General features: G+C 59.6%; 15 protein-coding genes and 2 pseudogenes. 14 read left to right on the top strand and 3 right to left on the bottom strand.

The window, feature by feature from the left end:
* From J3489_RS30375 to J3489_RS38645, 4 genes and pseudogenes are all read left to right on the top strand, one after another.
* A partial coding sequence (locus J3489_RS30375; protein WP_207004519.1) for an aminotransferase class IV occupies window positions 1–389 on the top strand: 389 nt, incomplete at its 5' end.
* 573 nt (window positions 390–962) lie between these two features.
* On the top strand, window positions 963–1,703 hold the full coding sequence (locus J3489_RS30370) for a GNAT family N-acetyltransferase (protein WP_207004518.1): 741 nt from the start codon (window positions 963–965) through the stop codon (window positions 1,701–1,703).
* A 217-nt stretch (window positions 1,704–1,920) separates the two neighbouring features.
* A pseudogene (locus tag J3489_RS30365) lies at window positions 1,921–2,039 on the top strand (transposase); the annotation flags it as partial.
* Window positions 2,002–2,232 carry an ATP-binding protein gene (locus J3489_RS38645; RefSeq protein WP_309491442.1) on the top strand — a complete coding sequence of 77 codons (231 nt, stop codon included), beginning with the start codon at window positions 2,002–2,004 and terminating at the stop codon, window positions 2,230–2,232. The pseudogene J3489_RS30365 and the gene J3489_RS38645, both read left to right, overlap by 38 nt.
* Before the next feature lie 107 nt (window positions 2,233–2,339).
* On the opposite strand, the pseudogene J3489_RS30355 reads toward J3489_RS38645, so the two are convergent.
* Both J3489_RS30355 and J3489_RS30350 read right to left on the bottom strand, forming a co-directional pair.
* Window positions 2,340–2,501 (bottom strand): annotated as a pseudogene (locus J3489_RS30355) (IS6 family transposase); the annotation flags it as partial.
* 125 nt (window positions 2,502–2,626) lie between these two features.
* A complete protein-coding gene (locus tag J3489_RS30350; RefSeq protein ID WP_207004517.1) occupies window positions 2,627–3,295 on the bottom strand; it encodes a TetR/AcrR family transcriptional regulator in 669 nt (222 codons plus the stop codon).
* Window positions 3,296–3,522: 227 nt separating this feature from the next.
* Here J3489_RS30350 and J3489_RS30345 point away from each other — a divergent pair, with 227 nt between their 5' ends.
* The 10 genes from J3489_RS30345 (at window position 3,523) to J3489_RS30300 (ending at window position 15,058) form a co-directional block, all read left to right on the top strand.
* Entirely contained in the window at window positions 3,523–4,299 is a 777-nt protein-coding gene (locus J3489_RS30345; protein ID WP_207004516.1) for an enoyl-CoA hydratase/isomerase family protein, read from the top strand.
* A gap of 2 nt (window positions 4,300–4,301) precedes the next feature.
* The gene (locus J3489_RS30340) at window positions 4,302–5,558 is read left to right on the top strand and encodes a CaiB/BaiF CoA transferase family protein (RefSeq protein WP_207004515.1); all 1,257 of its coding nucleotides are present in this window, start codon (window positions 4,302–4,304) and stop codon (window positions 5,556–5,558) included.
* A 315-nt stretch (window positions 5,559–5,873) separates the two neighbouring features.
* Window positions 5,874–7,280 carry an NAD-dependent succinate-semialdehyde dehydrogenase gene (locus J3489_RS30335; RefSeq protein ID WP_207004514.1) on the top strand — a complete coding sequence of 469 codons (1,407 nt, stop codon included), beginning with the start codon at window positions 5,874–5,876 and terminating at the stop codon, window positions 7,278–7,280.
* A 231-nt stretch (window positions 7,281–7,511) separates the two neighbouring features.
* Window positions 7,512–8,396: a beta-keto acid cleavage family enzyme gene (locus J3489_RS30330; RefSeq protein ID WP_207004513.1), complete on the top strand. Its 885-nt coding sequence runs from the start codon at window positions 7,512–7,514 to the stop codon at window positions 8,394–8,396.
* A 332-nt stretch (window positions 8,397–8,728) separates the two neighbouring features.
* Complete coding sequence (locus tag J3489_RS30325; RefSeq protein WP_207004512.1) at window positions 8,729–9,163, top strand: tautomerase family protein; 435 nt, start codon at window positions 8,729–8,731, stop codon at window positions 9,161–9,163.
* A 616-nt stretch (window positions 9,164–9,779) separates the two neighbouring features.
* Complete coding sequence (locus J3489_RS30320) at window positions 9,780–11,087, top strand: MFS transporter (RefSeq protein ID WP_207004511.1); 1,308 nt, start codon at window positions 9,780–9,782, stop codon at window positions 11,085–11,087.
* A 190-nt stretch (window positions 11,088–11,277) separates the two neighbouring features.
* The gene (locus J3489_RS30315; protein ID WP_242540421.1) at window positions 11,278–12,411 is read left to right on the top strand and encodes a porin; all 1,134 of its coding nucleotides are present in this window, start codon (window positions 11,278–11,280) and stop codon (window positions 12,409–12,411) included.
* A 102-nt stretch (window positions 12,412–12,513) separates the two neighbouring features.
* On the top strand, window positions 12,514–13,692 hold the full coding sequence (locus tag J3489_RS30310) for a glutathione S-transferase family protein (protein WP_207004510.1): 1,179 nt from the start codon (window positions 12,514–12,516) through the stop codon (window positions 13,690–13,692).
* Window positions 13,693–13,950: 258 nt separating this feature from the next.
* Complete coding sequence (locus tag J3489_RS30305; RefSeq protein WP_207004509.1) at window positions 13,951–14,796, top strand: enoyl-CoA hydratase-related protein; 846 nt, start codon at window positions 13,951–13,953, stop codon at window positions 14,794–14,796.
* A 13-nt stretch (window positions 14,797–14,809) separates the two neighbouring features.
* Window positions 14,810–15,058 carry an acyl-CoA dehydrogenase N-terminal domain-containing protein gene (locus tag J3489_RS30300; RefSeq protein WP_207004508.1) on the top strand — a complete coding sequence of 83 codons (249 nt, stop codon included), beginning with the start codon at window positions 14,810–14,812 and terminating at the stop codon, window positions 15,056–15,058.
* 36 nt (window positions 15,059–15,094) lie between these two features.
* Here J3489_RS30300 and J3489_RS38975 read toward each other — a convergent pair whose 3' ends face one another.
* Window positions 15,095–15,349 carry a M20/M25/M40 family metallo-hydrolase gene (locus tag J3489_RS38975; RefSeq protein WP_207004507.1) on the bottom strand — a complete coding sequence of 85 codons (255 nt, stop codon included), beginning with the start codon at window positions 15,347–15,349 and terminating at the stop codon, window positions 15,095–15,097.
* Window positions 15,350–15,557 lie beyond the last annotated feature (208 nt).

The following is a 15,557-nucleotide window of genomic DNA, read 5'->3' as shown; positions in this document are numbered from 1 at the left end:
TTGCCCAGCGAGAGGGCTACCAGGATGCGTGGTTCGTCAGGGATGGCCTGGTTACCGAAGCGGCGTCAAGCAACGTCTTCATCGTGACCAAGGACAAGGTAGTCGTTACCAGGGAGCTTTCGACCGCTCTTTTACCCGGTGTCCTGCGTGCCAGGATTTTGGATTTCATTCGCGCCAGTGGGTTTCGATTGGAAGAACGAGCTTTTTCGGTTGATGAGGCCAAAGCGGCGGCCGAGGCTTTCATCACAAACTCGGTCCAATTCGTCTACCCGGTAGTAGCAATCGATGGGGTGCCGATAAGCGGCGGTGTTCCCGGTGAGTTCACTCTGGCACTTCGCCAGGCATATATCGAATCTGCGTTGAAGCAGACCAGCCCGCCGGTCAACTGAGGACTCTTGCTGGTAGGGAATGCTCTCAACGTCGATCCGCGAGCCTACCGGAGCGATCATCCACACGACAGGTGTAATTCGCAAGACTCACGTTGGGTTTCGTTCGACCGTTATGTCAGAATGTCTGGTGCATGCTGCGTTAGCCGAACGTTCGTAGCTGAGCAGCGAAGGGCGGCAACGGGGAGCGATTACGGCAATTCGTCGTGGGATCGCGTGCCGGCAATAAGCGACACTCGACGGACGCATCAAAATTGACGACAATCCACAACTGAGCGGGCACGTCGGTTAACAGCACCGCGTCAAAAACGGCATGGACAATGCATGCGTGGTGAGCAAGCGCGTACCGATCGGTTGTCAACGACCGACCTCAGGCTGACTAGAATCTCAGCCTTGTCGGCTCCACTGTTCCGCTCGTAACTCACTTCCGGCTGACTGACTAATGCTCGCCTGACCGGCACGCCACCCGTGACCGTCGAGGCGTTTAATCTAAAGCACGTGGCTATGTTCCAATAACTGCGGGGTTTCGACTGAGATACCCGCATGGACCAAGGTTAAAGAATCATAGGAGGTGTCATGGAGCCGTCAAACGCTGGAGCAGCCGGCGCATCAGTAGAAATCGAATCCGACGAATATCTCAGCAACGTTGTATGGGCGTCTCTGTCGGAGGCGCGCCCGGACCACGTCGAACGCAACAAGGACGGCGCAAGATATCGACCTGAGTTCGCACCTTTCGGGGCAGCGCAAGATTACAGTGAAGAGAGCGTCGCCCAGATTGCATCCATGTTGCAACCAGCGCAGCGTCTTGCGCTTTTCACGATGGGAAAACCTGAGATTCCTCCGGGCTATGACGTCGTACGGGAGGCTACTGCCTACCAGATGATCGCTGAGGAAAAGTTCGTGAAGTCCTCCGATGCGAGGATTGTCCGGCTGGGGACAAATGATGTTCCTGAGATGTTGCGACTCGTCAAGTTGACAGCGCCGGGTCCGTTCAACACACGTACGAACGAACTGGGCTATTTTATCGGCGTACGCGAAGAAGGCCAGCTTGTGGCCATGGCAGGGGAGCGCATGACTGCCGGAAAGTACGTCGAAGTCAGCGCTGTATGCACCCACCCAAACTGGCGTGGGAAAAGGTTGGGGCGTCTCATGATGGAGCATCTGTCGGCAACGATTCAGCAACGCGACCGCGTGCCGTTCCTTCACGTCTTTGAGACCAATACCTCGGCCGTTCGTCTGTACCGGGAGTTAGGCTTCCGGGTGGCTCGGACTTTGCTGCTAACGGCGATGGTACGCTCGCCAGCAGGCGGAATTTGAACCACTACAATCTTAAGCCCCACCGAGCCGCTCAATCGCCGCCCGGGAGGGACAGCGTTTAAGTCATCTCGGCCACGCTTGCGCGAGGCCGGTCCAGCCGCGCCAGACTCGCGGTAACGATCCACCAGACGCTGGACCTGATGCGTCGTCAGCTCGAGCCGCTGTGCGGCGCGCCACGGCTTGAGCAAGCCGTCGGCCACCGACTGGATTTGCTGGCGGCCGGAACTTCGCAGCCTCGATCGGACTGGTCCCGCGGCAGCACAGCACGGGCGGGCGAAGCGTCCTGTGCGGAATCAGCGTGGCGACAAGCACCTGCGCCATCTGCTCGTGCAAGGCCGCCTCGACCATCGTCACCAGCAACCTCGATCTAACCGAATGGGACCAGGCGTTCCCATCCAACCGCTTGCTCGCCTCGGCCACCCTGGACCGCCTGCGTCACAACGCTTACTGCCTCGTGCTCGATGGTCACTCCTATCGCAGCCCTCGGCACCTTCCCGAGCACCATTTGAACCTTGCAAACGGCAGCTAAACGACACATTCTTGAACCCACCGAGATGCTCGTTTCCACCCACTTCTGCTGGCGCCTATATGCCGGAAATACCCGGCTCCTTTATGCCGGAAGGTGACAATGCCCAGGCCAAACCTCACCGACCAGCGTCGAACCGTCTCGTAGGTCAGGTCAATGCCGCGTGCAGCCAGTAACTCCTCGACCATGCTCAGGCTCAACGGAAGACGGTAATACAGCCACACCGCGTAGCTGATTACGTAGGGCGGGAAGCGGTATCCCGAATAGGCGATCGCGTCATTGGCAGCTGCCCTTTGCCGTAAGCTGGTTCGTTTTATACCCCCAATTGTCGTTGCATTTCCCGCAACATGCCAACAACGTGGCAGTAGCGCGGAAAGATACAAACAGTTAAGACCTTTCAGGCTCCGGCGGTCGCCTCAAGCAGTTTTTGCAAGCACTCAGGCCCGGCTGCAATCGCATGAAGGTACATAGTGATCGAGAAGTGAACCATCGGATCAACAGCGACGCGCACATCCGACCTTGGCACGCGACTGCTGAGGATGAGCGTCGCAAGCCCGTGCTCCATCGCCCACGCGCCGTGACTCACAAAAGGCAGCGATTCCGCAGTCCACCCGCATTCCTCGGCATAAGCTGCGATAGCCCCGGCGAAGTCGGAAAACGACTCGTTACCTGCCTGCAATAGGTCAGGGTAGGCGTCGCGATCGATGATGCGTGGGCCAGCCATCAGAGCGAATACACCCTTGTGCGCATCGGCGAACTCCACGTAAGCGTTCATCATCCGATAGGCAACGGTGAGGGAATCGCCTCCCGCGCTGACTATCGTGCGGCGGATGCCGGCGAGTTCTCGAAACCCGTCAGTCGCGAGGGCAGCGAGAAATTCAGCCTTGTCGGAAAAGTGACGGACCGACGCGGCCGAGGATACGCCCACCGCTTTGGCCAGGCGACGAAGACTTAACTCATTGGGTCCGAGCGTTTCGAGTTCGGATCGACCTTGCGCAATTAGGGCGTTGCGCAGATCACCGTGATGATAGGCACTGCTAGTGGCGCGTGATGTTTCTGAAGACATTCAATGGGTATCTCGAAGAAGTCTCAATTGCTAAGGCATGAGCCTAGTCTCGTGATCGATTTGGCGAGCACTCTTTCCCAATTTTACCAAACCGGACAATGGCGTAGCCCGGTCGTTCGTTCGTGTCAGTTCCGCGGGGAAACCCTAATACCAGGAACCGCTTCCGATGTTACCATTGAGCACATGAATGTTAGCGCTGCAAACACGGCGACACGAACGGAGCTGAAATGTGCAATGAGATTCTCGCGGTGGAGGTTAGGGGGAAGGTTAGTGTCCTTACGATGACCCATCGTCCGCACAACCTCATGGGGCCCACGATGTATCGATCTCTTCTTGCTGGCTTTGCTGAGGCAGTGGAGCGCGGTTCAAGAGCAATCCTCCTGCGCAGTGCACTGCGTCACTTCTCGGCGGGCGCCGAGGTCAGCTTGTTCCCTGAGCGCATCGAAAGGGAGGGTAAGGGCGTAATCGACCCGGTCGAAATATTGCGCGCCTTCGAGACGCTGCCCATTCCGATCGTCGCGGCTGTCAACGGCGTTTGCCTGGGTGGCGGTTTCGAGGTCGTGCTGGCGTGCGACTACAGTGTAGTTGCAGAGTCGGCAAAGATCGGTTCAGTGGAGGTTGCACTTGGGCTGCATCCGCTGCTTGGCGGTATCCAGCGGCAGGTCATGCGTGCGGGACCGGCTCGGGCCAAGGAACTTGCGATGCTCGGACGTCGCTACGACGCGGCCACGCTAGAGCGTTGGGGGCTGGTGAATCTGGTCGTGCCTGACGACAAACTCGACGAAGTTTCGTTCTCGATAGCCGAAGAACTGGCGAACGGTCCGACGGTCGCCCATGCTGCAACGAAACGGCTCGTGTCGATTGCGCTCAATGACGGCGTCGAGGCTGCGGACAAGGCCATGTTTGAAGTACAGAAACCCTTCTGGGCATCGGCAGACTTGAAGCGGGGACTCGACTCGTTCTTCAAGGACGGTCCCGGCCTTGCCGTCTACGAGGGGAACTGATTATGCCGGGTCCTCTTTCAGGTATCAAAGTTGTTGATTTTTCCCGAGTGCTCGCTGGGCCGCTCTGTGCGCGCACGCTTGCCGACCTCGGCGCCGAAGTCGTGAAGATCGAGCCACCTCGCCCCGACGTTACGCGTCTGTCATACCCCTTCGTGGACGGCATGTCCGGGTACTACGCACAGCAAAACAGCGGCAAGCGCAACGTGAGCATTGACCTCAATGTGGCGAACGCGCGTGAGCTGGCGTTGCGGTTATGCGACGGCGCCGACATAGTCGTGGAGAACTTCCGGGCCGGCACGCTCAAGTCGTTCGGGCTGGATTATGAGACGCTTAGCAAGCGCAACCCTCGCCTGATTTATGTCTCGATCACCGGTTATGGGCAATTCGGGCCATGGGCTTCACGGATGGCCTATGCTGCGACCGTGCAGGCCGAAGCCGGCTTCACTCATCGAATGCTGACGCACTTCGATAACTACGATGGACGTTCACGCACCGATGCGCTGTCTCATGCCGACGTGTACGCAGGTCTGCAGGCCTCGATTGGTGTTCTCGCGGCACTGCGCAAACGGGAAGTAACGGGGCGAGGGCAGCACATTGATGTCGCGATGGCGGCAGTGCTGCTTTCTGTCAACGAGCGCGCGCATCTCGACATTGAGGAAGTTGATACAGGGGCAGAGCCGGGCGCCTTAGGTGCGGCAGACGGTCCACACTTTGTCGGTCCCGGCGGAGAAGAAATCGTAGCGGCGCAAAGCATTATCGGCAGCAGGTCGTTCCTGAACTATCTGCGCGCGATGCGTCGGCCCGATCTGATTCACGATCCGCGCTTCAATACGGCGGAGGGGCGTCTGCAAAACTACGACGCGCTGCACTCGATCATCCAGACGTGGATCCTGTCGTTCAGAGACCTCAAGTTGCTGGATGCCCAGTTGGATGAAGCGAAGATCGCGATTGGCGAAATTCGGACACTTAAGGAACTCGCCAATACCGAATGGGCACAGCAGTGGGGCGCGGTACACGAAGTGTCGGACCGGCGCGGCGGAACGTACAAGATTCAGGGCTATCCGTGGCTCTTTTCCGACGAGACGCTTGAGCCTCGAACCGCGCCCGCGTTTCGCGGCGAACATAACGTCGAAGTGTTTCGCGAAGTGGGTCTTTCGGAGCAGGAAATCCAGGATGCGATTTCCAGCGGCATGTTGCTAAGCGCCGTGCCGGCGACCGAGAACCTCGCCGTCGCCGCTTCGTGTATCGGGTCGAACTGAAGCCACTTGCGACGTTTCCATCTTCATCGAGCGCCCGATGTGCGCGGTCATTGTGTCACTTAGTGCTGGAATCCTCGTTTGTCGCGTGATGTCGCCGCTGTTCGAGGCACGTAATCTCGCAAGGCAAGTATCGCAGAACGAGTCAACGCCATCCTCTGGCTCACGGGCCGAGCAAGAGACGATATCGGAGTCCTGATTATAAAAATCGTGGGGAAGCGTATCCCGGAGCTTGCCTGCGAGAGCGGCAAGTCCTTAAACACCGATTTCTTCGGCTATCGAAGAGACTCGACCCAGGCGTTTTTCACGGAGAACCTCATGCCGTACAACACTGTCAGTCCTGCTACAGGCGAGCTACTCGCCACCTACGATGACATATCCGACCAGTTGCTCGAGGCGAAGCTCGCTGCAGCGCATCGTGCTTTTGAAACCGACTGGCGCCGCCGTCCGGTCAGCGACCGGGCGCGAGTTGTGTCGCGCGCGGCGGCGCTGCTGCGGGAAAAGGCCGGCGAATACGCGGGCTACCTGACGTTGGAAATGGGCAAACGCAGCGGTGAAGCACGCAAGGAAGTGGAATCGTCGGCAAGCATTCTCGAGTACTACGCCAAGCACGCAGACGCGTATCTGCAACCTCGCCCACTCACAGAAGCGCCCGGCGCGGCCGTACACATCGAGCCGATCGGCGTACTCTTCGCCATCGAGCCATGGAATTTTCCCTACTATCAGATTGCGCGAGTAGCCGGGCCGCAACTGATGGTGGGTAATGTCCTGCTGCTCAAGCACGCCGAAAGCGTGCCTCAATCGGCGCTGGCTTTCGCGCGACTGTTTGAGGAAGCGGGTGCACCAGAAGGTGTATATACGAATCTGTTCATCTCGATCGAGCAGGCTGGCCGCGTCATTGACGACCCGCGCGTCCAGGGCGTGACACTGACGGGCAGCGAGCGCGCCGGCGCCGCCGTCGCCGAGCGTGCCGGGCGCAACCTGAAGAAGGTCGTGCTCGAACTGGGCGGCAGCGATCCGTTCATCGTGCTCGAGGATGCACCGCTCGACTGGGCTATCCAGAGCGCGGTCGCGGGCCGCATGCTCAATGCGGGTCAATGCTGCGTTGGTTCGAAGCGCATCATCGTGGTCGGCAAGGCACGCGGCGACGCGTTTCTCGAAGGTTTCGCGACGCGGATGGCAGCGCTCGAGACTGGTGATCCGGCCGACCCGGCGACCGCCGTCGCACCGCTTTCGTCCGAGCGCGCGCTGAATCTGCTGCTTGAGCAGATCGATCGCGCGGTATCGCACGGCGCGCGCGTCGTGTGTGGCGGCAAGCGCGTCGAAGGGCCGGGCTTCTATTTGCAACCGACTGTTCTGACCGGCATCACAACGCAAAATCCGGTCTTCGCCGAAGAACTGTTCGGCCCGGTCGCCGCGTTCCACGTTGTCGAGGACGAAGCCGCCGCGGTTGCGCTCGCTAATGGCACGCCGTACGGTCTCGGCGCGTCGGTGTTCACCGCGGATACCGAACGCGGCGAGCGCGTCGCCGCGCAGATCGACAGCGGCATGGTGTTCGTCAATCAGCCGTTCGGCACGTCGGCGGAACTGCCGTTCGGCGGCGTCAAGCGTTCAGGCTTTGGCCGCGAGCTTTCTCAGTTGGGCTTCGACGAGTTCGTCAACAAGAAGCTGATCAAGGTTGCCCCCGTCGGAGCGGCGCCATTCGGCCCCGCGCGGGCCGCCTGAACGTCCCGCGGCGCGCCGCCCGCTCACTGTCATTTCCATCATCGAGAAGACACATCATGCCACTCTGGAACATCCGAAACTGCCCGGACCAGACGACCGAGAGGACTGGATGCGGCGGCCACTCAAGTCCGAGCCCCTATTCGATGGATGCCACGACGGGCGCCTGACGCCGGTCACATGGCGAGGCGCTCGATTGTGGCGCTTCATTCTTATTTCCTTTGAACGAACACTATGACAAGCAAGACGATTATCAGTTGTGCACTCACTGGAGGCGGCGATACGCCGCGGCTGAGCCCTGCAGTGCCCGTTACGCCCAAGCAAATCGCCGATGAGGCCATTGCTGCATGTGAAGCCGGTGCGAGCATCGCTCACATTCACGTTCGTGACCCCAAGACTGGCGTTCCAAGCACTGAGCTGTCGCTTTACAGAGAAGTCGTTTCGCGTATCCGCGATAGTGGGTGCCCGATCTTGATCAATCTGACAACGGGCCCGGGTTCACGTTTCGTTCCCAGCGACGAAGACCCGAACCGGGGAAGTGAATTGAGTATGATGATGACGCCTGACGCCCGCGTCCGGCACGTGCTCGAGTTGCGCCCGGAAATCTGCAGCCTCGACGTGGCGACCATGAACTTCGGCAATCGCGCATTCGTCAACGTGTCTGACCATCTGGTCAAGATGGCAACCTTGATCGAGGAAGCAGGCGTGAAGCCGGAAATCGAGGTATTCGATCTCGGGCACGTGCGTCTGGCGCGCCACCTGATCGAAACGCAGGGGATTCTGCAGGCTCCTCTGTTTCAGTTGTGTCTTGGTGTGCCATGGGGAGCGTCCGCCGACACCGAGAGCCTTCTGCAGATGAAGCGATATCTGCCCGAGAAAGCGCGTTGGTCGGCGTTCGGCATCTCGCGCGCCCAATTTCCGATCGTGGCGCAAAGCGTGATTCTTGGCGGCCACGTCCGCGTGGGCCTCGAGGACAATCTTTATCTTGCCAAAGGGGAACTGGCGCCAAGCAACGCAGCGCTGGTCATACGTGCGGTCAATATCATCAAAAGCATCGGCGCAGACGTGGCAACGCCTGACGAGGCTCGCAGCCTACTCGGCCTTCCCCGTCGCCAATAGAACGGGTTGAGAGCGTGCGACGGTACCGATCATCGGTACGGTTCACGGGAGATGCCGTCGGTGTTGGAACGACGATGTGGCTGCGTACTTCTGCCCGAAGGGGCGCAATTGATCGTTGTGAATCTGGCCTTGGTTCTAAAGGAAGCGGATGGGCAGCGGGATCGCCTTTCCTAAGAACGCTGCGTTGCGAAGAACATTGGTTTTAACCGGTAGCCTATCCCTGGGCTACCGATACCGCCGCCTCACTAATGTCAAGTTCATTATTTCTTGCAAGAGACTTAGATGTACTGACATACGAAACGCGGCATCTATTGTGATGCATGGAGACAAAAATGCCTTTGTGGAATATCTATCATCCAGTCGGCGCGTACACGGCAGAGGAAAAGCAGGAGATGGCCAGGCGCATCGTCGACATTTACGTCGCCATTCCTCGCTTCTACGTAGGCGTGCTGTTTCATGAACAGCCGAAAGACTCCTTCTTCATGGGAGGCGAGTCACGAGGCGACTTTGTAAGAATCAGATTAGACCAATTCGCCAGGCACATCTCTAAGGACGTCGAGTGGAGGGAGTCTTGGCTGCGCAAAGCGAACGCCGCGATAGCGCCATTTGTCCAGGATCGAGGCTACCACTACGAGTTGCATGTCGGCGAAACGCCGCGAGAACTGTGGTTGATCGACGGCCATCGACCACCTCGGCCTGATACGGACGCTGAGAAGAAATGGAAGCTTGAAAACCGCGCGTCGCCATATGATCCGAGCGAAGGTTGAATGGGTCAGTTTCGTCTGAAGCAATTCGGACGAGAAACTTAACAGCCCGCGGTGAAGGGCTAGCCGTCACCGCAGTCTCTCTCAACCTTCTGGCTGCTCGCCTCTCTCAAGTATCGTTTTATACCAAGACGGAGGCGTGGCCGGCATTCGCGACGGTATTAACGCCGATAACAGAATGCGCGTAACAGCGTTAGCACTGTTTTCGTTTCGTCGAGTTTTATTTTCACCCACCATATTAGAACCTGCTCACATGACTATCGAGCTCGCGTTGCCCAGCAAAGGGGCAATGGCAAGGAATGTGCCACAGCGAATATTGGGAATCTTCGCAGGGCGCATGGCGCAGCGATCGCCCCTTTGGTCGGGCAACCTCTTGAACGATTTTTAGATTTGGGGAACGCACTCTGCCGGCCATCTGGCCGCGTTTCCGGCTGCTTGCTTGGAGCGACAGAGCGGTGCAGCGTGCGCCTTGCCAGCCGACCGGCAGATACGTTCTCGAGTTCGATAGTCATGTGCACAGGACCCAGCGCGGCTCCCCCGGGGTGTATTTGCCTTTCCCGGACACTGAGGATACGGCTGCATCAGGAATCAAGAAACCAGGAAATATGAGGAGATAGATATGGAAGCTACAACAGTACTCGAAGAAATCGAGCCGCCTGACAGGCTGTATCGGAAGATCACGTTGAGGATCATTCCGTTTCTGTTCATCGCATATGTCGTTTCGTTTCTGGACCGGATCAACATCGGATTCGCCCAGTTGCAGATGAAGCAGGATCTGGCCTTCAACGATTCCATCTATGGCCTCGGCGCGGGCATGTTCTTCATTGGTTACTTGCTCTTTGAAGTGCCGAGCAATCTGCTGCTGGAGAGAATCGGAGCACGGCGAGCCTTCGCGCGAATCATGATTTTATGGGGCCTTGTGTCGGCCGGCATGCTTTTCATCAGTTCGCCATGGCAATTCTATTTGTTGCGCTTTTTGCTGGGCGTGTCTGAGGCGGGATTCTTTCCTGGCATCGTGCTTTATCTGACTTACTGGTACGCGTCCAAACGGCGCGCCACAGTGGTCTCATGGTTCTTCGCGGGCGTCGGCATCGCGGGTCTGGTCGGCGGACTGCTGTCAGGATGGATCATGAAAGACATGACGGGTGTCGCCGGGATGCAAGGCTGGCAATGGCTGTTTTTGCTTGAAGGTGCGCCCGCGTGCATCCTGGGCGTGATTGCCTATTTTCGCCTCGTCGATGGCCCGCAACAGGTGTCGTGGCTGTCCGACGAGGAGAAGCGGAACCTGATACAGGCGATTAACGCCGATCATCTCGAGAAGCATGACGCGAAACCTCAGTCGTTTGGCAACGCACTGAAAAACCCCAAAGTCTATCTCTTCTCGTTTGTCTATTTCACGGCCGTTTGCGGTGTGTTTGCCTTCAGTTTTTGGCTGCCGACGCTCATCAAGGAGTCCGGCGTCAAGGACGTGATGCTGGTTGGCCTGTACAGCGCGATTCCTTATGGCATCGGGGCGATCGCCATCGTAATGATCTCACGCCATTCGGACAAGACGCGGGAACGTCGGCGTCATTTTGCGGTTTGTGCGGTCGGCGGTGCCCTTGCGCTGTCGCTGCTCACGTTGCATACCGGTCTGCCTGTGATGCTTGGCATTGCGAGCGTCGCGACGCTCGCGTTGGCTGCGCTACCGATTTTCTGGGTCATGCCGCCAGCCTATCTCGGCAGTAGCGCAGCAGCCGGCGGGATCGCCCTCATCAGCAGCATCGGGCAGATCGGCGGCTTTGTCAGCCCCTTTCTCGTCGGCTTGATCAAAACGCGTACAGGCCACATCGACTATGGCCTGTACCTGATCTCGGTGCTGTTATGCCTAGGCGCTGCCGTGTGGTTGTTCAGCGTGCGCGACGAACTCAAAGGGCGTGCGCTGTAACCGGCGTTTGCCGTCAAATTCGAAATATCAAAGATACGTAAAGAGGTTGCATCGCTCGTTCGGACAGTCGGATAAGTGGGTCGGCCGCGGCCTTTGCCAGCGATAACGCTGGCAAAGGTACCGAGGATACGACGACGAGAACCCGACGAGCCCACTCAGCGGTCACCTCTTAAACCATGGAGACGGAAACATGAGGCGATACGGAGTATTCGGAGTATTGGCGTTCGCGGCGATGTCGGCCTCGGGCTTGGCAGTCGCGCAAAGCAGCGTGACGATCTATGGTCTCATTTCGGAGGGGGTCGCCTGGACCAACAACGAAGGCGGTGCGTCAAACGTCAAGCTGATGAGCGGAATCCAACAGAACAACCGCCTCGGCTTTAAGATCAGTGAGGATCTGGGCGGAGGCAATCGCGCGGTCGCGCAACTGGAAAACGGTTTTAACATTACCAACGGCAACTTCGGGCAGGGCGGGCGGATGTTCGGACGCCAGGCGTTCGTTGGGCTAAGCAGCAATACCCTGGGGACAGTGACCGTAGGCCGCCAGTACGACGCGTTCTGGGACTATATCGCGCCGATCTCCGCAGGGGTGGCGACCAATGGCCTCGCGGCTCACCCTGGCGATGCCGACAATCTATATGGCAGCTGGCGCTACAACAACTCGATCAAATACGTGTCTCCCACGATAGCCGGCTTCAATGCGCAGGCACTGTACGCGCTCAGCAATGCCGCCGGTGCATTTGGCCTCAACCGGGCATACAGCGCCGGCGTCAACTATGCGCAGGGCGGTTTCAAGTTTGCGGTGGCATACGTGCAACTGGATAGCCCGGGGACGGTGAACCCCACCGGTGCGGTGACCGACGATTATCAGGGCGCGCCGTTTTTTCTGTTCCGCACCAGTCCGCTCAACTCGGCGGCCGGCGTAGTGAGACAGCATAATTTCGGCGCCGGCGGACGCTACGACTTTGGGAACGGCGTGCGCTGGAACTTCATGGTCGACAATATCCATTATTCGTATCGCGACGGCACGGGGCTGTCGTTGACCAATTACGACACTTCGGTTACCTACGATCTCACGCCCGCACTCATGTTGGGAGCCGGGTACGTGTATACGCAAGGAAGTTATGGAGGTTTGAGCGCCAACCCGCATTGGCACACGATGCAGGTGAGTTTGAATTATCGTCTTTCCAAGCGTACCGATGTTTACATCTACAACGACTTGCAGATGGTATCCGGGCCGCAAGCTGTCGCCGACATTTACATGAACGCGCCTTCGAAAACGCGCAATCAGAATCTGCTGGTCGTTGGCATCCGCCACGTCTTCTAACCGAGTATCCGCAGAGACGCCGCCGCGCCCGGATCAAATACGCAAGATCTGCCCGGTGCGGCTGCATCGACTCTTCTTCCTCATCTTCACATGGAGATTGGCATGTCCGATACCCGACCCACTTGCAATACCTACACCCTTTGGGGTGGGGCACTGTCCTTGTTCACCGGCAAGGTGCGCTCTTATCTGATCAAGAAGGGTATCCCATATCGCGAGTTCTATGCCGGGCACCCCGATTTCCAATCGCGAATCCGGCCCATCGTCCGCCTCGGCGTCGCACCCGTCCTGGAAACGCCACAGGGCGAAGTGCTACAGGACTCGACGGAGATCATCGACTTCATGGAGCGGCGTCTGCCAGAGCCGGCAATGATCCCGGCGAGTCCGGTGCAACGCGTCGTCGCCTGGCTGCTCGCCGCCTACGGCACCGAGCATCTGAGGCTGCCAGCGATGCACTACCGCTGGGCCGAACCGTATCTGTCCGAGCAGCGGTCCTTCCTCGACGCCGAGTTCGGCCGTGTCTCCTATCTGGGCAACGACCGCCAGGCGCGCAACGCTGCCGGCGCCAGGATGATCGACTATTTCAGCGGCCGGTATCGGACAATCGGCGGTTCGCCCGAGGCCGCCCCGGCCATCGAAGGCGTGTATCTGGAACTGCTGGAACTGCTCGACATCCACTTCCAGCACGTGCCCTACCTGCTCGGCGGCCATCCCAGCATCGCCGATTTCGGCCTGATGGCGCCGCTGTTCGCTCACCTTGGGCGTGACCCGGCGCCGGCGCGGATCATGGCGCTGCGGGCGCCTAACGTCTTACGCTGGGTCGAGCGCATGAACCTGGCGGTGATTCCCGATGCGGAGTACCCCGACATCGCCCCCGCTTTCCCCGCCGACGACGCACTGCCGAGGACGCTGGAGCCGGTGCTGGAGATGTTGTTCCGCGACTGGACGGCCGAACTACTGGCCAATGCTGCCTGCTACCACGCCTGGCTCGCCGCCTATCCAGACCTACCGGCCGGGCAATTCGTCACTACCGATACCAAGCGGCGCGTACATCCGACGCTGGGCCCAATCGAATTCAAATTGCGTGGCGTAACGATACGGCGCAGCAGCGCACCACAGATGCTGTGGCACTTCGACAAGGCGGCCGCGCTGGCGCGTGATCTCGACGGCGAAGCACGCACACGCTTTACGGCACTGCTGCGCCGCGTCGGTGGCGAGGAAGCGATGGCGATCAGCCTCGCCCGGCCAATCGTGCGCAACGATTATCTGCTCGCCGTCGGCTGAACACGGTTCAAAGAATCTGCAGGGCCGACGCACGAGGCCGAGATCCTCGGCGCCGAGCATATCGCCGAACGCATGCGCGACTTCGCCGCCCGGCACGGCGACCGCCACGGTGATTGGACACGCCGGCCCGCCGCTTCGCCGCGTGCACCAATGTCGACTAAAACACAGCGCATTTGCTGAAAGGTTCTTCACCATGAAAACGCGCATCACCCAACTCTTTGGCATCCGCCCCCCGATCAACCCCCTTCGGAGAACTCCATGAGCACGGACATCCTGTATTCGGTCGAGCAACGCGTCGCGACCATCACGTTCAACCGGCCGGAGAAGATGAACGCTATCAGCCCCGCGATGCTGGAGCGCTTCTTCGCCCGCGTGGCCGATGCCGCCGCCGACACCGAGGTGCGCGCGATCGTGGTGACGGGCGCCAAACGTGCCTTTTGCGCCGGTGTCGACTTGGGTGGGGCCACGAACCGGGACCCCAACGCGCCGACCGTCCCCGGCACGCTTACGCCGGCTGCCGACCAGCCGCCGCCGCAGTGGGACGACGGTGTCGGCCCCGCGCTCGCGCGCCAATTCGCCGCCGGATGGAGTGGCCTGATCCGCGCTCGCAAGCCCACCATTGCCGCCGTCAACGGCGCGGCCTACGGCTGGGGCGCAATCTTCGCGCTGCATTGCGACCTGCGCTTCGCCGCGCGCTCGGCGGTGATGAATTTCACCTTCGCGCGCCTGGGCGTGCCCGCCGAGAAGGCCAGTGCCTGGCTGCTGACGCGTCTCGTCGGCCCGGCGCGCAGCGCCGACCTGCTGTATACCGCGCGCCGCATTGAGATGGCCGAGGCCGAGCGCATCGGCCTCATCAACAGCGTGCACGACGACGACGTGCTGCTCGCGCACACCATGGCCTACGCGCACCAGCTCGCCGAGCATTCGGCGCCACGTTCGCTGGCAGCAATGAAGGCCCAGATCTGGATGGCGCTGGACGAGTCCTACGACGACGCCTACCTGAAGGCCGACGAAGAGCAGGCGCGCTGCATGCGCACGCTAGATTACAAGGAGGGCTTCACGAGCTACATGGAAAAGCGCCCGCCCTCCTTCACGGGACATTGATGCAGGAGCTGAGATGAGCGACTACCATGCGCCCCGGCGCGACCAGCAGTTCGTCCTCGAGACGCTCGCTGGCCTTGACGAAGTACTGGCCTTGCCCGCGAACGCGGGTGAGACAACGAGTGAAGTCATGCTCATGATTCACTGGCAAGGCGGCCAGCACTCCCCAGTTGCGGATCCGCAAGCCCAAAACGGTCGAGCATGGATGCAGCACGTCGGACGAAGCGCTCGCAATCGTCCGCAGCATGCCAACCCGATGGTCTGATCAGGTTACACGATCTCGAACGATCTCGAGGTGCGGTTAAAGGTCCTGAAGCGTACGCGGTCGGTTCGCGCCGCGACTCTCCCGGACGATCGTCAAGCGCGCGACGGGCCGGATGGCACGGCATTGCGAGCGCATAACATGCCGCGTTTGCCCGGTGATGGTGCCGATGTTGAAGCCTTTCATGTCACAGGCGCCGCGCCCGTACAGGCGACCGTCCTTGACCTCCGGTCTGAAGGGGGCCGTGTCCCATGACTGACTTTCAATGGGGAACACGTCTGTGTGGCCAGCCATTACAATTCCGCCTCGAGTTCGACCGTCATGTGCCGGGACCGTGGCTACGAGAAAAGCTTTTCTGCCGCCACTACAATGCGTGAGGGCAACAGGAAGACCACGCCGAACGAAGTGGTCTCTCATGATTTCCATGAGCCCCAGATTCCATATGCGCGTTGTCGTGTCCATCGACATAATCCGCCGAACCCACTCGAGTGAATCCACTTCG

The organism is Trinickia mobilis (genome assembly GCF_017315705.1).
Taxonomy (GTDB): Bacteria; Pseudomonadota; Gammaproteobacteria; order Burkholderiales; family Burkholderiaceae; genus Trinickia_A; species Trinickia_A mobilis.
The sequence above is the reverse complement of the archived record's forward strand: the minus strand, read 5'-3'. Positions and strand labels throughout refer to the sequence as shown.